Source organism: Syntrophales bacterium (assembly GCA_030655775.1).
Lineage (GTDB): Bacteria > Desulfobacterota > Syntrophia > Syntrophales > JADFWA01 > JAUSPI01.
Genome location: JAUSPI010000213.1, coordinates 35282 through 58009, shown reverse-complemented (window position 1 = coordinate 58009; position 22728 = coordinate 35282). Strand labels below are relative to the sequence as shown.

General features: G+C 41.5%; 35 protein-coding genes. All 35 read right to left on the bottom strand.

Annotation, left to right across the window (positions count from 1 at the left end):
* Window positions 1–115: 115 nt before the first annotated feature.
* Window positions 116–1435 carry a folylpolyglutamate synthase/dihydrofolate synthase family protein gene (locus Q7J27_11610; GenBank protein MDO9529785.1) on the bottom strand — a complete coding sequence of 440 codons (1320 nt, stop codon included), beginning with the start codon at window positions 1433–1435 and terminating at the stop codon, window positions 116–118.
* A 195-nt stretch (window positions 1436–1630) separates the two neighbouring features.
* Window positions 1631–2407 (bottom strand): 3',5'-cyclic-nucleotide phosphodiesterase, encoded by a 777-nt coding sequence (locus tag Q7J27_11605; protein ID MDO9529784.1) that lies wholly within the window; start codon window positions 2405–2407, stop codon window positions 1631–1633.
* Between the two features lie 583 nt (window positions 2408–2990).
* Window positions 2991–3254 carry an EF-Tu/IF-2/RF-3 family GTPase gene (locus tag Q7J27_11600; protein MDO9529783.1) on the bottom strand — a complete coding sequence of 88 codons (264 nt, stop codon included), beginning with the start codon at window positions 3252–3254 and terminating at the stop codon, window positions 2991–2993.
* Between the two features lie 353 nt (window positions 3255–3607).
* Window positions 3608–3985, bottom strand: a complete 378-nt coding sequence (gene rplQ / locus Q7J27_11595; GenBank protein MDO9529782.1) for a 50S ribosomal protein L17 — start codon at window positions 3983–3985, stop codon at window positions 3608–3610.
* Between the two features lie 31 nt (window positions 3986–4016).
* Window positions 4017–5027 carry a DNA-directed RNA polymerase subunit alpha gene (locus Q7J27_11590; protein ID MDO9529781.1) on the bottom strand — a complete coding sequence of 337 codons (1011 nt, stop codon included), beginning with the start codon at window positions 5025–5027 and terminating at the stop codon, window positions 4017–4019.
* A 50-nt stretch (window positions 5028–5077) separates the two neighbouring features.
* The gene (rpsD, locus tag Q7J27_11585) at window positions 5078–5710 is read right to left on the bottom strand and encodes a 30S ribosomal protein S4 (GenBank protein ID MDO9529780.1); all 633 of its coding nucleotides are present in this window, start codon (window positions 5708–5710) and stop codon (window positions 5078–5080) included.
* Window positions 5711–5757: 47 nt separating this feature from the next.
* Window positions 5758–6150 (bottom strand): 30S ribosomal protein S11, encoded by a 393-nt coding sequence (rpsK, locus tag Q7J27_11580; GenBank protein ID MDO9529779.1) that lies wholly within the window; start codon window positions 6148–6150, stop codon window positions 5758–5760.
* A gap of 38 nt (window positions 6151–6188) precedes the next feature.
* Window positions 6189–6563, bottom strand: coding sequence for a 30S ribosomal protein S13 (gene rpsM, locus Q7J27_11575; GenBank protein ID MDO9529778.1), 375 nt, complete (start codon window positions 6561–6563; stop codon window positions 6189–6191).
* 130 nt (window positions 6564–6693) lie between these two features.
* Complete coding sequence (gene rpmJ, locus Q7J27_11570) at window positions 6694–6807, bottom strand: 50S ribosomal protein L36 (protein MDO9529777.1); 114 nt, start codon at window positions 6805–6807, stop codon at window positions 6694–6696.
* Between the two features lie 23 nt (window positions 6808–6830).
* Window positions 6831–7049 carry a translation initiation factor IF-1 gene (infA, locus tag Q7J27_11565; protein ID MDO9529776.1) on the bottom strand — a complete coding sequence of 73 codons (219 nt, stop codon included), beginning with the start codon at window positions 7047–7049 and terminating at the stop codon, window positions 6831–6833.
* 198 nt (window positions 7050–7247) lie between these two features.
* Window positions 7248–7997, bottom strand: coding sequence for a type I methionyl aminopeptidase (gene map / locus Q7J27_11560; protein MDO9529775.1), 750 nt, complete (start codon window positions 7995–7997; stop codon window positions 7248–7250).
* 13 nt (window positions 7998–8010) lie between these two features.
* Entirely contained in the window at window positions 8011–9318 is a 1308-nt protein-coding gene (gene secY / locus Q7J27_11555; GenBank protein MDO9529774.1) for a preprotein translocase subunit SecY, read from the bottom strand.
* A gap of 1 nt (window position 9319) precedes the next feature.
* Window positions 9320–9760: a 50S ribosomal protein L15 gene (rplO, locus tag Q7J27_11550; GenBank protein ID MDO9529773.1), complete on the bottom strand. Its 441-nt coding sequence runs from the start codon at window positions 9758–9760 to the stop codon at window positions 9320–9322.
* 2 nt (window positions 9761–9762) lie between these two features.
* Window positions 9763–9954 (bottom strand): 50S ribosomal protein L30, encoded by a 192-nt coding sequence (gene rpmD / locus Q7J27_11545; protein ID MDO9529772.1) that lies wholly within the window; start codon window positions 9952–9954, stop codon window positions 9763–9765.
* 142 nt (window positions 9955–10096) lie between these two features.
* Entirely contained in the window at window positions 10097–10576 is a 480-nt protein-coding gene (gene rpsE, locus Q7J27_11540; GenBank protein ID MDO9529771.1) for a 30S ribosomal protein S5, read from the bottom strand.
* Between the two features lie 74 nt (window positions 10577–10650).
* On the bottom strand, window positions 10651–11016 hold the full coding sequence (gene rplR, locus Q7J27_11535; GenBank protein ID MDO9529770.1) for a 50S ribosomal protein L18: 366 nt from the start codon (window positions 11014–11016) through the stop codon (window positions 10651–10653).
* Window positions 11017–11080: 64 nt separating this feature from the next.
* The gene (gene rplF / locus Q7J27_11530; protein ID MDO9529769.1) at window positions 11081–11620 is read right to left on the bottom strand and encodes a 50S ribosomal protein L6; all 540 of its coding nucleotides are present in this window, start codon (window positions 11618–11620) and stop codon (window positions 11081–11083) included.
* Between the two features lie 97 nt (window positions 11621–11717).
* Window positions 11718–12119, bottom strand: a complete 402-nt coding sequence (gene rpsH / locus Q7J27_11525; protein ID MDO9529768.1) for a 30S ribosomal protein S8 — start codon at window positions 12117–12119, stop codon at window positions 11718–11720.
* 107 nt (window positions 12120–12226) lie between these two features.
* Complete coding sequence (locus Q7J27_11520; GenBank protein ID MDO9529767.1) at window positions 12227–12412, bottom strand: type Z 30S ribosomal protein S14; 186 nt, start codon at window positions 12410–12412, stop codon at window positions 12227–12229.
* Between the two features lie 143 nt (window positions 12413–12555).
* Complete coding sequence (rplE, locus tag Q7J27_11515) at window positions 12556–13095, bottom strand: 50S ribosomal protein L5 (protein ID MDO9529766.1); 540 nt, start codon at window positions 13093–13095, stop codon at window positions 12556–12558.
* Window positions 13096–13110: 15 nt separating this feature from the next.
* Entirely contained in the window at window positions 13111–13431 is a 321-nt protein-coding gene (gene rplX, locus Q7J27_11510; protein ID MDO9529765.1) for a 50S ribosomal protein L24, read from the bottom strand.
* A 55-nt stretch (window positions 13432–13486) separates the two neighbouring features.
* A complete protein-coding gene (gene rplN, locus Q7J27_11505; GenBank protein MDO9529764.1) occupies window positions 13487–13855 on the bottom strand; it encodes a 50S ribosomal protein L14 in 369 nt (122 codons plus the stop codon).
* A gap of 232 nt (window positions 13856–14087) precedes the next feature.
* Entirely contained in the window at window positions 14088–14345 is a 258-nt protein-coding gene (gene rpsQ, locus Q7J27_11500; GenBank protein MDO9529763.1) for a 30S ribosomal protein S17, read from the bottom strand.
* 2 nt (window positions 14346–14347) lie between these two features.
* The gene (gene rpmC, locus Q7J27_11495) at window positions 14348–14542 is read right to left on the bottom strand and encodes a 50S ribosomal protein L29 (protein MDO9529762.1); all 195 of its coding nucleotides are present in this window, start codon (window positions 14540–14542) and stop codon (window positions 14348–14350) included.
* Window positions 14532–14954 carry a 50S ribosomal protein L16 gene (gene rplP / locus Q7J27_11490; protein ID MDO9529761.1) on the bottom strand — a complete coding sequence of 141 codons (423 nt, stop codon included), beginning with the start codon at window positions 14952–14954 and terminating at the stop codon, window positions 14532–14534. The genes rpmC and rplP overlap by 11 nt, the downstream gene beginning before the upstream one ends.
* Before the next feature lie 25 nt (window positions 14955–14979).
* Entirely contained in the window at window positions 14980–15624 is a 645-nt protein-coding gene (rpsC, locus tag Q7J27_11485) for a 30S ribosomal protein S3 (GenBank protein ID MDO9529760.1), read from the bottom strand.
* Window positions 15625–15643: 19 nt separating this feature from the next.
* Window positions 15644–15976: a 50S ribosomal protein L22 gene (rplV, locus tag Q7J27_11480; GenBank protein MDO9529759.1), complete on the bottom strand. Its 333-nt coding sequence runs from the start codon at window positions 15974–15976 to the stop codon at window positions 15644–15646.
* A 102-nt stretch (window positions 15977–16078) separates the two neighbouring features.
* Window positions 16079–16360, bottom strand: a complete 282-nt coding sequence (gene rpsS / locus Q7J27_11475) for a 30S ribosomal protein S19 (protein ID MDO9529758.1) — start codon at window positions 16358–16360, stop codon at window positions 16079–16081.
* Between the two features lie 3 nt (window positions 16361–16363).
* Window positions 16364–17185 carry a 50S ribosomal protein L2 gene (rplB, locus tag Q7J27_11470; protein MDO9529757.1) on the bottom strand — a complete coding sequence of 274 codons (822 nt, stop codon included), beginning with the start codon at window positions 17183–17185 and terminating at the stop codon, window positions 16364–16366.
* A gap of 58 nt (window positions 17186–17243) precedes the next feature.
* Complete coding sequence (locus Q7J27_11465) at window positions 17244–17531, bottom strand: 50S ribosomal protein L23 (GenBank protein ID MDO9529756.1); 288 nt, start codon at window positions 17529–17531, stop codon at window positions 17244–17246.
* Window positions 17531–18154: a 50S ribosomal protein L4 gene (rplD, locus tag Q7J27_11460; GenBank protein ID MDO9529755.1), complete on the bottom strand. Its 624-nt coding sequence runs from the start codon at window positions 18152–18154 to the stop codon at window positions 17531–17533. Before rplD ends, Q7J27_11465 begins: the two co-directional genes overlap by 1 nt.
* Before the next feature lie 20 nt (window positions 18155–18174).
* Window positions 18175–18810, bottom strand: coding sequence for a 50S ribosomal protein L3 (gene rplC, locus Q7J27_11455; protein MDO9529754.1), 636 nt, complete (start codon window positions 18808–18810; stop codon window positions 18175–18177).
* A gap of 168 nt (window positions 18811–18978) precedes the next feature.
* Entirely contained in the window at window positions 18979–19287 is a 309-nt protein-coding gene (gene rpsJ, locus Q7J27_11450; GenBank protein ID MDO9529753.1) for a 30S ribosomal protein S10, read from the bottom strand.
* A 98-nt stretch (window positions 19288–19385) separates the two neighbouring features.
* Window positions 19386–20579 carry an elongation factor Tu gene (gene tuf / locus Q7J27_11445; GenBank protein ID MDO9529752.1) on the bottom strand — a complete coding sequence of 398 codons (1194 nt, stop codon included), beginning with the start codon at window positions 20577–20579 and terminating at the stop codon, window positions 19386–19388.
* Between the two features lie 64 nt (window positions 20580–20643).
* Window positions 20644–22719, bottom strand: a complete 2076-nt coding sequence (fusA, locus tag Q7J27_11440) for an elongation factor G (protein ID MDO9529751.1) — start codon at window positions 22717–22719, stop codon at window positions 20644–20646.
* Window positions 22720–22728: the final 9 nt, after the last annotated feature.

The window sequence follows — 22728 nt, the reverse complement described above, 5'->3', positions numbered from 1 at the left end:
AACATACTTTTCTCATCTTATATCATTCCCAATAACTTTCATGCCCGATCGGCTGCAACGAAGCATGAAAAAAAGAAGTCAGGAGTCAGAATACAGAATAAAAAGGATGTTTTTCTCATTCTGACTCCTGACTTCTGACTCCTGACTTCTGGTTCCAGCATCTCTTTATCTCTCCAACAAGAAAAAGGGAACCGGTCACACAGATAAGATCATCTTTTTCGGCAAGAGCAAAAGCCCGCGAAAGAGCCCGGCCGGAATCTTCAATAATGTCTACACTATTAACATACATCTTTGCAACGGGCAATATATCCATCAAATGCAAGCTTCTTTTCTCTTTTGGCTTTGTGAGGATAAGTTTATCGGCAAGAGGGGCCAATTTTTTCAGCATCATCCTGTAATCCTTGTCACCAAGTACACCGAACAGGAGAATTAATTTCTTATAGGAAAACTTATCCCTCAACGCACTGCGAAGAGCAGATGCCCCGGCCGGATTGTGGGCACCATCCACAACCAGCATGGGAGAATTCTGAAGCACCTCTAATCTCCCTTCCCATCGTACATTTCTCAAACCACGCATTACTGCACTATCATCAACACCAAAACCTTTAGCCGCCAGGAGCTCCATCGTTCCAAGAGCCACGGCGGCATTTTCTATCTGATGCCTTCCTATCAAGGGGCAAACAAGGTTTCGATAATCTTTTTTAATCCCTTTATAAGAGAAGGTGTTCAACTCTGGCGCATAAGTTTCTTCAAGCCGGAGAGCTTTCACTGCTCTAACTTTCACGTCTTTCCCTAACCGGTACAGTCTTGCCTCTCGTTCGCTACATATATTCTCCAACACCTTCAAGACGCTCTTCTCTTTCGCACCCGTAATGCATATACCTCCATTCTTGATAATTCCTCCCTTTTCCCGGGCAATTGCTCCCAAATTACTGCCAAGATACTTCACATGCTCCAAAGAGACATTGGATATCACGGACACTTCCGGTATCACAACATTTGTCGCATCAAGTCTTCCACCCATTCCAACCTCTAAAACAGCCACATCCACACCGTTTCGGAAAAAATGGAGAAAAGCCAAAGCCGTAACAAATTCAAAATAGGTTATATCCCCTTGAAGCTCTCCACGCACCTTTTCGATCAGTCCGGAGAGTTCCTCCACCGATATCATACGGTTGTTTACCCTTATACGCTCATTGATATTAATAAGATGAGGTGAAGTATAAAGGCCAACTTTTACTCCCCCTTCCAGGAGAATAGAGGAAATCATCGCTGCGATTGAACCCTTACCATTGGTTCCGCCAACTAAAACTGTTTTGTATTTTTCCTGGGGATTATTTAATCGGTCAAGGAGTTGGGAGACAGGAACAAGACTCAAATGTATTCCCTTATCTCTCAATCCGGAAAGGTATTCAAAGGGATTTTGCGATGTCATTTATTTTCAGCTTTCAGCGCTCAGATAACCTTTCAATCTCAGGGTTAAGTTGTAGCACAAGTTTTAGAAGGAATTAATTTGAAACACAAAGCTTAAAAGTTAAGACAAATGGTGTTTTGACCGGAGGCGCACCCCGCACGCCCCGCCCTGTGGGCGGGAACTTCACTTAACACTGACCGCTAGGGGGCTGAATGTTTACCCAATTTTTATCACTTCTCCTTCGCTCAGGATGTGAATATCTTTGTTCTCTATCAAATCTATCTCTTTTCTAATGGTTTCTTCATACTGTGGTTTCATATGGTAAAGATAAATATCTGGTGTTATAGCGCCCAATTTCTTTAATTCACGACCGAGACTGACAGGTGTAAGATGACCGGTAACATCCGCAATATCCTCCATGCTATTGGGAAGTGATACTTCAACAAATACGGCTTTCAAATTTTTGAGCTTCCGTGCAACTTCCCAAACATCCTCAGTCGGACCGGTATCTCCTATAAAGACAAATGAACCACTTTTTTCAGATTCTATCACATACCCGATTGTCTCAACAGGATGATTGACTCTGACAGAAGTAATCGTAAGATTATTAAGCTGGAATCTTACACCCAATTGGACTGTCTCAAATTTAAGAAGAGGTTTCTCCGGAGTTGGAATCGATGAAAAATCAGGCCATATAATGTTATTAAAAAGGTTTGCTCTCAGTGCATCAATAACTCCCTGTGTACTTAAGACTCTAATTGCCGGATATTCTTTTTTGCTATAATAAAGATTATCCGCCAGAAACATTATATCACAGACATGATCAAGATGAGCGTGAGTTACAAGAACATGTTCTATCTTAATTTGTTCTTCCAATGACAACACAGAAGTTATTGTGCCGGCATCGAGTAAAATTTCTTCATCCAACAAAAAACACGTAGTATTGTAGCCGGGGAGCTTGGATCCGTGACAACCTAATACCCTTATATCCATATAATGATTCCTTTTAACGCTTTTTAGGATAAAAAATTGAAGTTTCCATAAGCTCACTGCGGGGGCTCTTCGAAGCATTAAAGAGTAATTTTATTAAATTCGCTCGCTATACATTTTTTACAAAAATAACAACGTCAAAAGAAAAATCAAGCCACCGACTCACAGTTTCAGGCAGCTACAAACACAAATAGCTCCCCAACCTCCCTACCTTGAGAGCTTTGCAAAACGCCCCCTTTCTGTCATTCCCACGAAAGTGGGAATCCATAACAAGTTTAAAATACTGGATTCCCGTTTGCACGGGAATGACCATTCAGGCTATTTATGGCAAAATTCAAAGGTCTCACCTTATCAAATAACCAGACTTTTAACAGGAGAGATGTTGGCCAAAATTCACTTTCCCTTAACTATATTTTAAAATATGACCCTCAATCCGAAAATTTCCGATTTAAGAAATTAATCTTGGATTTTTAGATGGATCAGGAAAAGTTAATATAAGGATCACTGTGGGTTGTTCTAAATATCAATTCCTTAGCCAACTCTAAGTTGACCGCCTTTGGACTTTCGCCATGAACTCATCATCAAATTATTCTTCTGATACAACCTTAAACATCTCATCGCCAGGACGAACTCGCTCAGTTACCTTAATTCCGATATAATCACCGGTTACTGCCTTTTCAGCTTTTTCGTTTTCTATTTCCATTGAGTCAACTTTACTTTCAAAATCAGTGGTATGACCTGTAAACTTAACCGTATCACCTACTTTTAACTCTCCATCAGTAATCTTGACCGCTGCAACGCTTGGCTTAGCAAAAAACTTAACAACCTCTCCAATTTTTTCCTCTGCCATGACTGATCCTCCCTTACTCATCACATACATTAGGGTTCAAAAGATATAAGACAATCTTCTCTAAAATGCATCGAGATGTCGCAATATATCAATACATTATGTGAAAGCATTGAAAAAATGGTTTTTCAATACTCAGAACATTTTTTCACCCTCAAAACCATATTTTTCAGTTTTTCAAAGGTCTATATGTATTGACGATTTCTTATTATATTTCTTTTAAGAAAAATTTCAAGGGAAAACGTAAAAGATACTGATGGATCAAATAAAAAGGCAAGGGTGAGATTCCTTGCCTTTTTATTTTTACACTTTTTTATTTCCTTATTTTCCCGCGGTTGAAACGTACTGTACCAACTCTACTTTGAGGGTCTCTTGTCTCCTTCTGAAATTAATTCAATAACAGACATAGGGGCATTGTCACCTGCTCTGTAACCTACCTTTACTATTCTCGAATAACCCCCAGCCCTTTCACTGTAACGGGGTGACAGCTTTTCAAAAAGCTTTTTGACAACTGCCCGATCTCTTATAAAAGACAGAACCTGCCTTCTTGCGTGGAGGCTGTCATTTTTCCCTAAGGTAATTATCTTTTCGGCAATTTTCCTCAACTCTTTTGCCTTGGCATCGGTTGTAACGATCTTTTCATGCTTCATGAAGGAAGTTACAATATTTCTCAGCATCGCTTTTCTATGACTCGTGGTTCTACCCAGCTTCCTCCCAGCCTTTCTGTGACGCATTTAACATCTTCCTTTCTAATTAATGAATCTACTATACTTCTTTAGCTTCTTCTTCATCATATTTTACCGGCAGTTTAAAATCTACCTTGATACCGAGTCCAAGTCCCATCTCAGCAAGTATTTCCTTAATTTCACTCAGGGACTTCCTTCCAAAGTTCTTGGTTTTAAGCATTTCAGTCTCAGTCTTCTGAACAAGTTCTCCAATAAGAGTAATGCCGGCATTTTTTAAACAGTTTGCAGATCTTACAGAAAGCTCCAACTCATCAACACTCCTGTGCAAGTTCTGATTGATTTTCCCCTTTTCCTCGATCTCTTTATGTTCTTCCTGCTCTTCCTCTTCCTCTTCAAAATTTATAAAAATACTGAGCTGTTCCTTTAATATTTTTGCAGAATAAGCTACGGCATCCTCTGGTAAAATACTCCCATCGGTCCATACCTCCAATATCAGCCTATCATAATCAGTAACCTGCCCCACCCTGGCATGGGTTATCGTATAGTTTACCCTTTTAATTGGTGAAAATAACGCATCAATATTTATAGTGCCTTCCGGTTGGTCAGGGTCCCTCTCCCTTTTAGCGGGAACATAACTTCGACCCATCTTCACGACCATTTCTGCCTTAAACACAGCATCAGCCGAGAGGGTTGTAATATAATGATCCGGATTCATTATCTCAACAGTTCCATCTGTAATGATATCCCCCGCAGTTATAACTCCCTCCCCTGAAGCATCAATATGTATAACTCTGGGTCCATCTTCATGAAGTTTTAAACGGATGCCTTTAAGGTTTAAAATAAGATCGGTCGCATCATCTTTCACCCCAGGAATCGTAGAGTACTCGTGAAGAACTCCGTCAACCTTCACAGAAACAATAGCTGCTCCCTGTATGGAAGACAGCAACACTCTTCTAAGAGAGTTACCTAAAGTAATGCCAAAACCCCTTTCCAAAGGCTGACAGGTAAATTCCCCATAAAGTCGAGTGTGGGTTTTTTCATCTACTTCGATTCGCTTCGGCTGTATTAAACTACGCCAGTTTTTTTGCATTTCTTATACTTCCTATATAGAGTCACTTTAACCGTCACGTGGTTATCACGCTATTTAGAATAAAGCTCAACTACCAATCGTTCCTGAATCGGCATGGTTAATTCTTCCCGAACAGGAAACATCTTTACAACACCTTTAAAGTTATCTTTATCCAATTCCAGCCACTGAGGGATACCCCGTCTCGCAACTGTCCCCATCGAATCTAATATTCGCGACATCTTCCTGCTCTTCTCTCTAACCTGAACCTCATCACTAACGCTTATCAGGTATGATGGGATGTTAACTTTTCTGTCATTTACCAAAAAATGATTATGTTTTATAAGCTGTCTTGCTTCACCTCTGGAGCTCGCAAAACCCATCCTGTATACAATATTGTCAAGTCTTCTTTCCAACAGAATCAACAGGATTGTTCCCGTTACTCCGGTTTGCCTATCTGCCTTCTTGTAATACCCTCTTAGCTGCTTCTCCAAAAGTCCAAACGTCCTTTTAAGTTTCTGTTTTTCCCTTAACTGGACACCATAGTCGGAATGTTTTCGCCTATCCCTCGTCTGCCCATGCTCCCCAGGGGCATACCCTCTTCTTTCAAAGGCACATTTATCACCGTAACATCTGTCCCCCTTGAGAAAGAGCTTCAAGTTCTCTCTTCGACATAATCTACATAAAGATCCTCTATATCTTGCCAAAACATTCCTCCATTTTATATCGTAATAAAGCTCAACTTCAGCCTCTGTTATACTCTTCTTCTTTTCGGTGGGCGGCAACCGTTATGAGGGATAGGTGTTACATCCCTTATAAGACTTATATCAAGACCTGCCGTCTGCAAAGACCTCAGGGCGGCTTCTCGACCTGAACCAGGTCCTTTCACATATACTTTAACACTTCTCACCCCATGTTCCTTTGCTTTTCTTACGGCATCCTCTGCAGCTAATTGAGCGGCAAATGGTGTGCTCTTCCTCGAACCCTTGAAACCCCTGACTCCAGAGGAAGACCAGGTAATAACGTTACCACTCAGATCTGTAATCGTAATCATCGTATTGTTGAACGTCGATTGAATATGGGCAATGCCTTCCGGTATATTTTTTCGTTCTTTCCTTTTTCCAGCTTTCCTCTTCGGTTTTGCCATTGTTCCTCCAGATGGGGTTAAAACTTGACCCCTTCAAATTACTTCTTCTTTCTCTTGCCGACAACAGCCCTTCTCGGTCCCTTTCGTGTCCTGGCATTTGTGCTTGTTCTCTGACCCCTAACAGGAAGACCCTTTCTGTGCCTCAGCCCTCGGTAGGAACCTATATCCATCAGGCGTTTTATCGACATGGAAATTTCTCTTCTTAAATCTCCCTCAATCTTATGGTCCCTATCTATAATGTTCCTTATTGAGGTTACCTCTGAATCAGCAATATTATCTGTTTTTGTATCAAACTCTACACCTGCTTTTTCAAGTATCTTCCTTGATTTAGATCTACCTATACCATATATATAGGTCAAGGCAATTTCCATTCTCTTATTCTTAGGTAAATCTACACCTGCAATTCTTGCCACACCCGATATCCTCCTGTAGGAAATAATTTATAAAAAAGATATTTCAGGAATCATGAGAAAGAATTCAGGATAACAGGATATTTTTCTTCATTCCGGCTCCTGACTTCTGACTCCTTTTTTATATCACCCTTTACCCCTGGCGCTGTTTATGCCTGGGATTTTCACAAATAACTCTGAGCACCCCACGCCTTTTAACAATCTTGCATTTATCACATATCTTTTTAACGGAACTCCTCACTTTCATGATACTTCACCCCATAACTGCATTCATTTTGCCCTGTACACAATTCTCCCACGCGTCAAATCATATGGGGAAAGTTCAACGGTCACTTTATCACCAGGTAATATCTTGATATAATGCATACGCATTTTCCCGGAAATATGGGCAAGAACACGATGCCCATTTTCCAGTTCAACACGAAACATTGCATTCGGCAGCGGCTCAATTACTTTACCTTCAACCTGTATCGCTTCTTCTTTTACCATGAAGCATCTATCCTCACGCAAAATCTAATAAATATGTTCTGCAAAATCCCCTTTAACCCCCCTTTAAAAAGGGGAGAGCCTCTTTTCTTTCTTTATGCCTCTGCCTGCCCTGTTAAATTTCCCAAGGGGAACCGTATTTAACAGGGTGAACCTTTGGTACTTTGTCCCTGGTAACTACTCATACCTGAGTAGTTACAATCAGTCAATCTTACTCAATATTACTGGACCATCCCCTGCAATTGCCACAGAATGCTCAAAGTGGGCTGACAGCTTACCATCGGCTGTCACAACCGTCCATCCATCGTCCAATACCTTTACCTTGTATGTTCCCTCATTCACCATTGGTTCAATCGCAAAAACCATACCTACTTCTAACTTAACACCCCTACCACGCACTCCGAAATTGGGGATCTGTGGCTCTTCATGAAGACTTCTTCCTATCCCGTGACCTACAAAATCTCTCACCACAGAAAACCCGGCAGCCTCAACACACTCCTGCACAGCAGCTGATATATCACCCAATCGATTTCCTGCCCTCATCTCTTTTATCCCACGGTACAGGGCTTCTTCAGTAGTTCCAATCAGTGCCTGCGCTACACTGGAAACCTCACCTACAGGAACAGTTATGGCAGAATCTCCATAGTATCCCTTATGATATATTCCAAAATCGAGGCTTATTATGTCTCCCGCCTTAAGTACTGTATCTGACGGCATTCCATGAACTACTTCACCATTAACAGACGTACACAGAGAAAAAGGATATCCTCTATACCCTTTAAAGGCCGGTTTAGCACCCATTTTCAGGGCAAGTTCCTCAGAATACCTGTCCAGCTCTATGGTTGTTATGCCAGGTTTAATTATACCTCTCAATTCATTCAATATATTCGCTACTATAACATCACTTGCCCTTATCTTTTCAACCTCGTCAGGAGATTTCAAGATTATCATCAATTTTAACCTTTTAACGTCTTCTGCCCATCTGTCCCTTTTTCAAAAATCCTTCATATTGCCTCGTCAATAAATGGGTTTCTATTTGACCTGCCGTATCAAGGGCAACACCCACTACAATAAGAAGCGCTGTACCACCAAAGTAAAACGGCACATTAAACTTACTTATAAGAATACTCGGCAGTACACATACTGCAGAAACATACATGGCACCACCGAAGGTAAGCCTTGTCAGGATACTGTCTATATAATCTGCTGTCTTTTTACCCGGTCTTATACCCGGAATATAGCCTCCGTGCTTTCTCATATTATCGGCCACATCGACAGGATTAAAAGTAACCGCAGTATAAAAATAGCAGAAAAATATTATAAACGCTACATAGAGCAATTCATACACAACTCTTCCAGGCATCAATACATCCGCCACCATCTTCATCCAGGGATGTGGAATAAAATTGGCAATTGTAGCAGGAAACATTATGATTGAGGAAGCAAATATGGGTGGAATTACACCTGCTGTATTAACCTTTAAAGGAAGATGGGTCGTTTGTCCACCATACATCTTCCTCCCAACAACCCTCTTGGCATATTGAACTGGTATCCTCCTCTGCCCACTTTCCACAAAGACAATAATACCAACAACCGCGACCATCGTTACGGCAAGGATGATAACAAAAAATATTCCCATCTCACCTGTGGACAGTAGGCGAAAGGTATTTAAAACAGCAGCTGGCCCTCGACATATTATACCCGCAAAGATGATCAGAGATATCCCATTACCAATACCCTTATCAGTAATTTGCTCTCCTAACCACATGATAAACGAAGTACCGGCGGTAAGGGTAATAACCGTCATCAATCTAAAGTCCCATCCTGGATCAATCACGATAGATACACCCGTAGGACCTGCCATGTTTTCCAATCCTACCGCAATACCGAACCCCTGAATTACACTTAAAAGAACCGTTCCATATCTCGTATATTGCGTTATTTTTCTTCTTCCGACTTCTCCTTCCTTAGAAAGCTTTTCAAGATAAGGAATAGCAACTGTGAGCAACTGCAAAATAATGGATGCGCTGATATAGGGCATAATACCCAGGGCAAAGACTGACAAGTTGCTCAGTGCCCCTCCTGCAAACATATCAAAGAGTCCCAGAAGTGAACCCCTTGCCTGCTCAAAGAACGCCATTAAAGCCGCCGTATCGATCCCCGGAGTTGGCACATGTACACCTATCCGGTAAACAGCCAACAGAAAAAAAGTGAAGAGTATTCTCTTCTGAAGCTCCGGGATTTTCTGGATATTTTTAAGGCCGCTTAACAACTCAGATAACCTCTATCGAACCGCCTGCACTCTCAATTTTCTCTCTTGCACCGCGACTTATTCTGTCAACTTTCAGCAACAAAGGATAATCTATAGACCCTTTACCCAATATCTTGATTCCATCACCTTTATTCTTAATAATCCCACTACTTATAAGAATATTTGAATCAATAACCGAACCCTCTGGAAATTTGTTCAGCTGTTCTATATTTACTGCGACGATATCCTTTTTAAAGATATTACAAAACCCCTTTTTCGGTAATCTCCTCGAAAGGGGCATTTGGCCGCCCTCAAATCCTGGTCTCACTCTTCCACCCGAACGGGATTTCTGCCCTTTCGATCCTCTGCACGATGTTTTTCCATGACCTGATCCAGCCCCGCGACCTACCCGTTTTCTCTTTTTTCTGGAACCTTCAGGTGGTTTTAAACTGCTCAAATCCATATTTAATTTACCTCAATTTCCTCTACGGTAACCAGATGCGTGACTTTTTTTGCCATCCCACGAATCGCAGGAGTATCGTCCAGCAAGACGGTTTTATTCAACTTTACGAGTCCCATCCCGCGCAGTACTTTCCTCTGTTTTTCCGGTCTTCCTATAAAACTCTTTACCAATGTTATCTTCAGTTTCTTTTCCACGACCTGCTCCCATGTTCTGAAAGTTCCGAAAATACGGGTTTTCGATGCCCAAAAGATCTTTTGACAATTTTATGTCTCAATTCACTCTCAAAACATATTTTTCAATTTTTCAAAGGTCTCGTTCTATACGCTAACGAAAACGTCAAATTTCGGAAATATCTTTTCCCCTGAGAGCGGCGATCTTCTCGGGTGTTTTCATCTTACGGAGTCCGTCAATCGTTGCTTTGACAAGATTATGATGGTTATGTGAACCAAGGCATTTTGTTAATATATTATGAACACCAGCAACTTCCAAAACCGCTCTAACAGCCCCACCAGCTATAAGGCCTGTCCCCTCGGAAGCCGGCTTGAGGAGAACTTTCCCGGCCCCAAAGTGTCCTATCACTTCATGAGGTACGGTTCTGTTCACAATTGCAACTTTCATTTGATTCTTTTTAGCCTCATCCATACCCTTTCTTATTGCCTCCGGGACTTCATGGGCTTTCCCCAACCCAACACCGACAGAACCATTACCGTCACCAACAACTACAACTGCACTAAATCTAAATCTTCTGCCACCTTTGACAACCTTGGCTGTCCGCTTAATAGCAATAACCCTATCAAGAAGTTCTAATTCTTCCATATTCCTGCAATACCCCTAAAAACTAAAAACATCGATTAGTGTATACCAATTAAACCAGCAAAAAGATCGATCAATTAAAATTTCAACCCCGCTTCCCTAGCCGCCTCAGCAAGAGCTTTTACACGTCCATGGTAAAGAAACATCCCCCTATCAAAGACAACCTTTTTCACATTATCGGACAATAATTTCTCGGTTACCAATTTGCCTACCTCACGAGCAGCATCTGTCTTCTTCAGTCCTTCAAGCTTTCCCTTCAATTCCTTGCTAAGGGTTGAGGCTTCAGCTATGGTCTTCCCCAAATCATCAGCAATTGCCTGTACGTATATATGCTTCGAACTCCGAAATACAGAAAGACGTGGTTTCTCCTGAGTGCCAAAAATCTTTCCCCTTACTCTCTTCTTACGTTTAATTCTATTTCCTATTATTTTTTTAGATACCAACGTTCTACCTCTATATCGAGTTTCAAGTCCTCATAAGAACAACCTAAAACTTTGGACTTTTGCGCTATACGCCTGCGGACTTTCCAACCTTCCTTCTTAGGCGTTCACCGGAATACTTTATCCCTTTTCCCTTATAGGGTTCCGGTTTCCTAAAACTCCTGATCTCGGCTGCTACTCTCCCGACAAGCTCCTTATCTATCCCGGAAATTACTATTGTCACTTGTTTATCAACCTTAGCAGAAATCCCTTCAGGTATTCTATATTCTACAGGATGAGAATAACCAAGCAACAACCTTAGAATATCGCTATTCACTTCAGCGCGATAACCGACACCTGATATCTCTAACGTTTTTTCAAAACCGACAGTGACTCCTATTACCATATTTGCAACCAACGTCCTTGTCAGCCCATGAGCAGATCTTCCTTTTTTATCATCGGAAAGCCTCTCCACCACTATGGTCCCATTATCAAAAACAATTTCAACACCCTCGGGAACTTTCATCGTCAATGTCCCCTTTGAACCCTTGACCTCAATTATAGAATTGTCCTGCCTAACCTCCACTCCTTCAGGAACTTCTATTGGTCTCTTGCCAATTCTCGACATTTATAAATCTCCAGATTTCAGGATAGCTAACAACTATCGCACTTCCCGGTCCGGGCAAGCCGGAACCAAAACAGATTAAGAATGAAAATTTGAGGTACTACCATACATTGCATATAATCTCGCCACCAACTTTTAACGTTCTTGCCTCTTTATCAGTCATAATACCTTTTGACGTTGACAGTATAGCTATACCATAACCATTTAAAATTTTCGGTATCTTATCACTTTTAACATAAACCCTCTTCCCCGGTTTACTCACCCGCTTTATCCCCGTAATAACTCTTTCCTTCGAATCCGAGTACTTCAAATATACCTTCAAGATCTCTCGCCCGTCATTATCCTTTTCAACAGCAAATCTACTGATATACCCCGCCTTATTCAAGACCTCGGCAATATTCAGGTTCATTTTCGATAATGACACATCGACCTTATCAAATCTTACCATGTTAGCATTTCTGATTCTCGTCAGCATATCTGCTATAGGATCAGTCATCCCCATACTGCATCTCCTTAATGTTTATAAGCATTCAGTTTCTCGACTAAAAATGTGATAAAGGCTAAGTGCTGACTGTTGGAAGCTTATCCATTTTTACCCTCGTTTCGTTGCTACCAGCTTGATTTTATCATCCCGGGAATTTCCCCTGCTAGGGAAAGTTTTCTCAAACATAACCTACACATATCGAATTTCCTGTAATATGCTCTCGCCCGCCCACAAAGAGGACACCGAGTGTATTTTCTGACAGCAAATTTCCCTTGTCTTTTCGCCTTTGCAATTAAGGACTTTCTTGCCACATGCAACTCCTATCTGAGTTTCGATCAGAACAACCTGTAACTCTAAACTTTGAACTATAATTTTTTCTTACCGGTAATGGCCTCTGCAAAACCTCCGGCAAATTCTACCGTACTTCTTAAAACCTTACATGTAATCTACAATCTCAATTTTTATAAGGTATCCCCATAAGTTTCAACAGTCGTCTTCCCTCTTCATCTGTTTTCGCCGAGGTGACAATCACGACATTCATTCCCCTGACCTTATCAATCTTGTCATATTCCACCTCGGGGAAGATGAACGGTTCCTTAATTCCCATGGCGAAATTTCCCCTTCCATCAAAAGATTTAGGCGAAATGCCCCTGAAATCTCTAACTCTTGGAAGGGCAACATTAACAAGCCTGTCAAAAAACTGATACATCATGTCCTTCCTTAAAGTAACCATACACCCTATCGACATACCTTTACGCAGTTTAAATGTAGCAATCGATTTCCTCGCCTTTGTAACAACCGGTCTCTGCCCCACAATCACTGAGAGTTCCTGAACAGCATTATCAATTATTTTAATGTTTTGAATCGCCTCACCCAAACCCATATTTACAATAATTTTCTCGAGCTTAGGAACCTCCATCCTGTTTTTATATTTAAATTCCTTCATCAAAGCAGAGATTACTTCTTTCTTGTAGTACTCTTTTAATCGTGCCATTCATTCTTCCTCAGTTTAATCATCCAATATCTCATTACATCTTTTACAAACACGCACATTTTTTCCATCTTCCAATAATTGGTATCCAACCCTGATACCAGTGTTACATTTATTACACATCAGCATAACATTGGATATATGTATCGACCCTTCCTTCTCAACGATGCCACCTTTCCCCTGTGCATCCGGTCTCTGATGTTTTTTCATGAAATTTAATTTTTCCACAACTACACGGTTTTTCTTTTTGACAACATTAAGTATTTTGCCGGTTTTCCCCTTTTCCTTACCGACAATAACCATAACCATATCGCCCTTTTTCAGACGTTTTCCATGCATATTCAATTCCTCAACATTTATGCTTTCATTTGCATTCGACGATTTCGTAACAGCATTACAATACTTCAGGCGCCAGAGACACAATCTTCATAAATTGTTTCGCTCTCAATTCACGAGCTACTGGTCCAAATATCCTTGTCCCTATAGGCTCCATTTGATTATTTATAAGTACAGCAGAATTATCACTAAATTTAAGGTATGTACCGTCCGGCCTTCCGACCTCTTTTGCTGTTCTTACCACGACAGCCCTCATCACATCCCCTTTTTTAACCTTCGAATTGGGAATTGCTTCTTTTACTGATACTACTATTATATCCCCAATACTGGCATACTTTCTCTTAGACCCTCCAAGTACTTTAATACAACCGACCTTCTTTGCACCCGAATTATCTGCCACATTTAAAATGGTCTGCATCTGAATCATGAAAAAATACCTCACTGTTTATCGAGCATTTAATTAGACGGTTGTAAAACCTACAAATATCTAAAAATTCATCGGAGATGAATTTCATATTACACTAATCTAAGAATAAAATTGCGGCTCGGTATAGCAATCTACCGGGAATCTTACAAACGTTCAACACTAACCCAACAGTAAAACAAAAAAGCGGTCTTTTAAATAATATCCACTTGAGCCGGAGGCTGGAAGCTCATGGTTAATTTACCTTCTTCAGTATTTCACGCATTCTCCATCTTACGTCTTTACTCAGAGGACGTGATTCAACAATTAATACCATGTCACCAATATTACATCTGTTTTCCTCATCACGAACTTTATGTTTAGTTCGTCTTCTTACATACTTCTGGAACCTGGGATGTTTTACTAACCTCTCCACCAAAACGACGATCGTTTTGTCCATTTTATCACTAACTACAACACCCTGTACGGTTCTTCTATTGCCCCGATCACCCATGCTTATATTTGAGCCTCTCTTTCCCTTAAAACAGTCTTTATTCGAGCTATATTTTTTCTGACCTTCTTCATCATGAGAGGGGAGTCCAATTGCCCAGTAGTGTGCTGCATGCGGAGTTTGAAAAGCTCTTCAACAAACTCTCTCTCTTTCTGTTTCAGTTCATCAATATCGATTTCTCTGATTTCCTTAATTTTCATCAAATATCTCCCTGGAAAGAAATTTTGTCGATATTGGAAGTTTATGTGACGCCAGCCTAAAAGCCTCGCGAGCCGTATCTTTTTCGACCCCTTCTATCTCATACAGAATAATACCAGGCTTCACAACAGCAACCCATTCTTCAGGAGATCCCTTCCCTTTCCCCATACGGGTTTCTGCCGGCTTTTTAGTAATCGATTTGTGCGGAAACACCCTTATCCAGATTTTACCTCCGCGCCTGACATGACGAGTTATAGCTATTCGTGCGGACTCAATCTGTCTCGCAGTTAATCTTCCACATTCAGTTGCTTGCAGGCCATATTCCCCAAAAGACACGTTACAACCCCTTACAGGTTTTCCTTTCATTCGACCTTTTTGCAGCTTTCTATATTTCACTCTCTTCGGCATTAACATGTCTTTAAAACCCCCAATTCAGCTCTCAACTGTCAGCCTTCTTATCCGGAAGTACCTCACCATGAAATATCAGAACTTTTACACCAATAAGCCCGTAAGTTGTATGCGCCTCAGCAAAACCATAATCAATATTCGCTCTCAATGTATGAAGTGGAACTTTTCCTTCTCTATACCATTCCCTTCTCGCCATCTCGGCTCCACCAAGTCTCCCAGAACAGGTTATCCTTATTCCTTTGGCACCAAATTTCATGGCAGATGTAACACTTCTTCTCATAGCCCTTCTGAAGGCAACCCTTCTCTCAAGCTGGAGGGAAATATTTTCAGCAACAAGTTGCGCATCTATTTCAGGCTTGCGTACCTCAAGGATATTTATGATCGGATCGCTTTTGGAAATCTTTTCAAGATCTTTCTTAAGTTTTTCGATCTCTGATCCCTTTCTGCCTATGAGAATCCCCGGCCTGGCAGCATGAATATTTACTTTAGCCTTGTCAGCAGCTCTTTCAATCTCAATCCTTGATATACCTGCATGGTAAAATTTGCCTTTAAGGTACTTTTTGATCTGAATATCTTCATGCAGTAATTCACTATAGTTTTTTTCTGCAAACCACTGAGAACTCCATGTCTTGTTAATACCCAGTCTAAAACCGATCGGATTAACTTTTTGCCCCAAGCCTTTACCTCCTTATTCGCTACTCCTCATCCAGTATGACGGTTATATGACTCATTCTCTTTTTTATCATAGCCGCCCTTCCCTGTGCTCTTGCCCTCCATCTTTTCAATGAGGGCCCTTGACCTACAAACATCTCTTTTACATAAAGTATTTTTTCATCGATATTAGGATTCTGTGTTGCATTCGCAATTGCCGACTTTAATACTTTCTCTACAACACCAGCAGCCTTTTTTCTTGTAAAGGCTAATATCCTTTGTGCTTCTTCGACCTTTTTCCCCCTGACAAGATCCACTACCAATCTTGCCTTTTGTGGCGAAATCCGAATATATTTGGCAACGGCCTTCACTTCCATATCTATTTAAACTCCATTACCTGTCTTAATCATAACAACCTATAGTAGTCAGAAATCGTATAAAAGGCTAACAAAATGCCAGCCATATAAACACTGACCCCATTATCTGCGTAATCTTGTTTTTCTATCACCTGCATGACTATAAAATGTTCTTGTTGGGGCAAATTCACCAAGCTTATGCCCAACCATGTTTTCGGTGATGAATACAGGGATAAATCTTCTTCCGTTATGAACAGCAAAGGTATGGCCTACTAATTCAGGGGTAATTGTAGAACGACGTGACCAGGTCTTGATCACGCCCCTGTCTCCCGAAGCATCGGCTTTTCTTGCTTTTTCTAGAAGTTTTTCCTCAATATATGGTCCCTTCTTAACTGAACGAGCCATGCCTTAACCCCTTTTCCTGATAATATACTTGTCTGAATCCCGGTTTCTCCTCGTTTTATACCCTTTAGTAGGAACTCCCCATGGTGTTACAGGATGTCTTCCTCCGGAGGACTTGCCCTCTCCTCCACCATGTGGATGATCAACAGGATTCATTGCAACGCCTCGTACTTTGGGGCGTCTTCCCAGCCATCTCTTCCTGCCTGCCTTACCCAAACTTATATTCTCATGATCAATGTTCCCAACCTGTCCGATTGTGGCCTTACACTCTAATAAAACCTTCCTTACTTCCCCTGAGGGGAGTCGAACCTGCGCATATTTTCCTTCCTTCGCCATAATCTGACCATAGGCGCCTGCGCTTCTAATCATCTGCCCCCCTTTACCAATTTTTAACTCCAAATTATGGAGATGAGAACCGGGGGGTATGTTTTTAAGGGTGGTCACGTTACCCGGTTTTATTTCCACATTTTCACTGCTTACAATAACATCGCCCACTTTAAGATCCACTGGAGCAAGGATATATCTTTTTTCCCCATCAAAATAATTAAGAAGGGCTATTCTTGAAGACCGATTGGGGTCATATTCAATAGAAGCCACCCTGGCCGGCACATCAATTTTATCCCGCTTAAAATCTATTATCCTGTATTTTCTCTTATGTCTTCCACCAATATGCCAGCTGGTTATTCTTCCATTGTTGTTTCTTCCCCCGGTTCGACTCAGGGGTTGTAAAAGTCCCTTTTCCGGTTGAGTCTTTGTAATCTCCTCAAACGATGAACAGGTCTGAAACCTTCTGCCTGGCGACGTTGGTTTATACTTTTTAATTGCCATCTATCTAAATCCTTTATTCCTTAACTTTAAACCTCAAACTCGAAACCCTAAACCTTAACTAAACCCCTTCATAGATTGCTATTCTATCACCGGAAGCAAGAGTAACTATAGCCTTCTTCCAATCGCTCCTCTTACCGACAGTTTTCCCCATCCTTTTCTTCTTGCCAAGCATATTTATCGTAGAAACATTTAAAACTTTTACTTTAAAAAGCTTTTCAACTGCTTTGGTGATCTCAATTTTATTTGCTCTACGGTCCACCTCAAAGAAATATTTATTTTCTTCATCTCTTGCAATGGTGCTTTTTTCTGTAATAATCGGTTTTTTTATAATAAAATATATATCCATTATGAAAGCATTGCTCCTTCAATCATCTTGACAGCCGGTTCTAACAAAACGAGGCTATCATACTTTAGAAGGTCATATACATTAACTCCTTCTGTTCTCATCATCTTTATTTCTTTGAGGTTTCTTGAAGATTTCTCCAAGACAGGATTTGATTTATCCAGAACAAAGAGAGCACTTTTTAATCCGAATCTATCTATTACTTCTTTGAACTTCTTTGTCTTTATCTCATCCATGGGAAAATCTCTAAGAATCAATATTCTCTCTTCTTTAGCTTTCATGCTCAGGGCAGACATAAGAGCGGCTCTTCTCATCTTCTTTGGTACCCTAAAAGAATAATCCCTCGGTTTGGGGCCAAACGTGACCCCACCACCCCTCCAGATAGGGGATCTTATAGTTCCTGCTCTCGCTCTTCCTGTCCCTTTCTGCCGCCAAGGTTTTCTACCGCCTCCCCTGACATCGCTCCTACCCTTTGTCGAGGATGTACCTAGCCGCCTCGCAGCCATCTGCATTTTCACAACCTCGTAGATAAGGGCATCCTGTATTTCTACACCAAAGATAGAATCACTGAGTTCTATTTCAGAAACCTTGTTCTTCTCAATATCATAAACATTAAAACCCGGCATTTTGCCACTCCAGATCCTGCTTAACCATGCTTTTTAATCGAATTCTTAACCAAAACAATACCGTTCCTGCTTCCTGGAACCGAACCTTTAATCAGTATCAAATTTTCATTCGGTCTAATCCCTACTACCACAAGATTTTGTATCGTTTTTCTCTTATCACCCATATGTCCTGGAAGCTTTTTCCCCTTAAAAACCCTTGAAGGATATGCACTGGCTCCTATAGATCCCGGTGCCCTGTGAAACATAGAACCATGGGTAGCTCTACCCCCTTTAAAACCATATCTCTTTACAACACCCGCAAACCCTCTCCCTTTGCTCACTCCAACTACATCAACATAGTCGCCTACTTCAAAAATATCAACTTTCAGCTCTTGACCTTCTTCATAACCTTCAGGGGACATTATCCTGAACTCCCTCAAAATCCGGGGAAAACCACTGCCTGTTTTTTTTAAGTGTCCTTGTATCGGCTTGGTAACGTTTTTTTGTTTCTTCTGCCCAAAACCCAACTGCAGGGCATCGTATCCATCAATTTCTTTGGTTTTTTTCTGTGTAATTACGCAGGGACCCATTTCGATAACTGTAACCGGAATAACCATTCCATCTCCTGAAAATACCTGCGTCATGCCTAATTTTCTGCCTATAAGTCCCTTTTCCATAACCACTCTTCTTTAACCTAACCTTTGTAACACGAGCATTGTATTGACCGAAAGCTCTGCACAACTATGCAAAAACTCTAAGCTCTTAACACTTTCCGCCGTATTATTATACAAAAAACAGGAGACGAATTTTCAGAAGAATCCATCTCCTTATGCGTTTTCATGCTCCTATAATTTTATTTCAACATCAACACCCGCCGAGAGATCCAGCTTCATAAGAGCATCTACAGTCGCCTGCGTAGGTTCAATAATATCAATCAGCCTTTTATGCGTTCTGATCTCAAATTGTTCCCTTGATTTCTTGTCAACGTGAGGTGATCTGTTGACACAGTACTTATTTATCACTGTAGGCAAAGGTATGGGGCCGGCTACGCGAGCACCTGTTCTTTTTGCCGTACCAACAATATCTTCAACAGATCGATCCAGCAACTTATAATCATAAGCTTTTAGTCGAATTCTTATTTTTTGATTTTCCATTTATACCTCTACCAGCAACCAGCGTTCAACAAAAAGTAACGAACCCCTGTCTTTCTTAATCTTATTTACATCTGATAACTGTTTGCCGAGCTTTTCCTCTATTCTATAATCTCGCTTACAACACCAGCGCCAACAGTTCTCCCACCTTCACGAATAGCAAATCTGAGTTGTTCCTCCATAGCTATAGGAGTAATAAGTTCAATTTCCATGTTTACATTATCACCGGGCATGACCATCTCTACTCCCTCGGGCAGTGTAGCAATGCCCGTCACGTCCGTTGTCCTGAAATAAAACTGAGGTCTATAACCGGAAAAGAAAGGAGTATGTCTCCCTCCCTCTTCCTTGGCAAGAATATAAACCGCTGCTTTAAATTTTGTGTGAGGGGTAATGGAACCAGGCTTTGCTACAACCTGCCCTCTTTCTACCTCATCCCGCTTAGTACCCCTAAGGAGTACACCCACATCATCGCCAGCTCTTCCCTCATCTAATGTCTTACGGAACATCTCGACACCGGTACACACAGTCTTAAAAGTAGGCCTGATACCAACTATTTCCACATCATCTCCAGTCCTGACAATACCCCGGTCAGCTCTTCCGGTAACTACGGTACCTCGACCGGATATACTGAAAACATCCCCAATCGGCATTAGAAACGGTTTGTCCAGATCACGAACAGGTTCTGGAATGTAGGAGTCAACAGCATCCAACAATTCCCAGATAGACTTAGCATCTTCAGAGTCCGGATCCTCACTCTCGAGAGCCTTCAGAGCCGATCCTCTGATAATCGGAATATCATCTCCCGGAAAATCATATTCAGTGAGGAGTTCCCTCAGTTCAAGTTCTACCAGATCAAGCAGTTCCGGATCATCAACCAGATCAACCTTGTTCATATAAATCACGACATATGGAACCTGAACCTGCCTTGCAAGGAGGATATGTTCTCTCGTTTGAGGCATAGGCCCATCCGACGCAGCCACTACCAGAATGGTACCATCCATGTGGGCCGCCCCCGAAATCATATTTTTTATATAGTCGGCATGGCCCGGACAGTCAATGTGGGCATAATGTCTTTTGGCCGTTTCATACTCCACATGGGCAATATTAATTGTAACACCTCTTTCCTTTTCTTCAGGAGCATTATCGATCGCATCGAAAGACATATATTCTGCAAGCCCTTTTTTGGCCAGATGCTTTGTAATTGCAGAGGTAAGTGTTGTCTTCCCATGATCCACATGACCTATTGTTCCTATATTTACATGCGGTTTCGTCCTTGCAAATTTTTTCTTGGCCATCTCCATTACCCCCTTTTAAAGATAAATATTGTTAATTTGATTATCCTACTTTTTAAAAGTTCTGTCAATTTAACTTTTCCTCAATTATATCTTTCGCTAACCCCTCAGACACCGTGTTATAATTAAGTAATTGCATCGTATAGGTAGCCCTTCCCTGAGTTTTAGATCGCAGATCAGTTGCATAGCCAAACATCTCAGCCAGAGGAACCTCTGCATGTATCGCTTCTGAATCCGGTCTCGATTCAATACTGACAATCTTTCCTCTCCTGGAACCAAGATTGCCGATCACATCTCCCATATATTCCTTAGGAACTATTATTTCAACAGACATAATCGGTTCCAGAAGCACCGGATGAGCCCTTTTCACGCCATTTTTAAATCCTATTGAACCGGCCATCTTAAATGCCACTTCCGATGAATCAACTTCATGAAAAGATCCGTCAACCAGGCTTACTACCACATCAACAACGGGAAAACCAGCGAGTATTCCATTTTCCATTGCCTCAACAATTCCTTTTTCTACTGCCGGTATATATTCTCGCGGAATAACACCCCCAACAATTTTATTCCGGAATTCAAAACCCTGCCCAATTTCACCAGGTTCAATCTCCAGCCACACATGACCATATTGCCCTCTGCCTCCGGACTGTTTCACAAACTTCCCTTCAGATCTGACATTTTTTCGGATCGTTTCTTTGTAAGCTACCTGTGGACTGCCGATATTTGCCCCGAGACCAAACTCCCTGGAAAGCCTGTCAACAATAATTTCGAGATGTAATTCCCCCATCCCGGAAATCAGCGTCTGCCCGGTCTCTCTATCCAGTTTCACCTTAAAGGAAGGATCCTCCCGAGTAATCTTCCGCAGAGCATCACCCAGCTTCTCTTCATCTGCCTTCGTTTTAGGCTCTATTGCTATAGCGATAACCGGCTCCGGAAATTCAAGCGTTTCAAGTCTCAACGGATGACCAGTATCGGTTATCGTATCACCCGTAGTGGATGAATCCAACCCAACTGCTGCAGCAATATCACCGGTGCGAACTTCCTTGATCTCTTCTCTTTTATCGGCATGCATTTTGAGCAGTCGTCCAATTCTCTCTTTCCTCATTGTCGAGGCATTATACACATTAGAGCCCGCTCTCAAAACGCCGGAATAAACTCTGAAGTATGTCAATTGACCAACAAATGGATCGGTTACAATCTTGAAGACAAGAGCCGAAAATGGCGAATCATCACTGGCGGTCCTTTCTACATCCCTTCCATCCACATCCTTTCCCACCACCGTAGGTCTGTCCAAGGGGGATGGAAGAAAATCTACCACCGCATCCAGAAGAGGCTGAACACCCTTGTTCTTAAACGCAGAGCCACATAAAACCGGTATTACTTTTAAAGACAGGGTTGCTTCTCTAATAACTTTTGCTATTTCTTCATGTGAAAGAGCTTCTTCATCCAAATATTTCTTCATCAAGCCCTCGTCATAATCGGCAAGGCACTCAATGAGTTTTTCTCTATACTCACCGGCGGTATCTACCATCTCAGGTGGAATTTCTTCCACGCTAAAATTACTTCCCAGTGAATCTTCGTCATAGATAACAGCCCGCATGCGGACAAGGTCAACAATCCCCCTGAATTTACTTTCTCCTCCTATCGGAAGCTGTATCGGAAGTGGATTCGTACCGAGCCTCTCTCTGATGGCTGAAACAACCTTAATAAAATCCGCGCCGACTCTGTCCATCTTATTGACAAATGCGATACGTGGAACACGGTATCTATCGGCTTGCCTCCAGACAGCCTCTGACTGAGGTTCTACACCACCCACAGCACAGAAAAGCGTAACAGCACCATCTAAAATTCTCAAAGATCTTTCAACTTCTGCCGTAAAATCAACATGACCCGGCGTATCTATTATATTTATTTGACTATTTGCCCAGGTACATGTAGTTGCCGCAGAGGTTATCGTAATACCTCTTTCCTGTTCCTGCTCCATCCAGTCCATGACGGCCGTACCATCATGAACTTCTCCCATTTTATAGGATTCCTGGGTATAATATAATATCCGCTCTGTCGTAGTGGTTTTCCCGGCATCTATATGAGCCATAATGCCGATATTACGAATATGATTTAAGGGAACTACACGTGCCAATTCAATTCA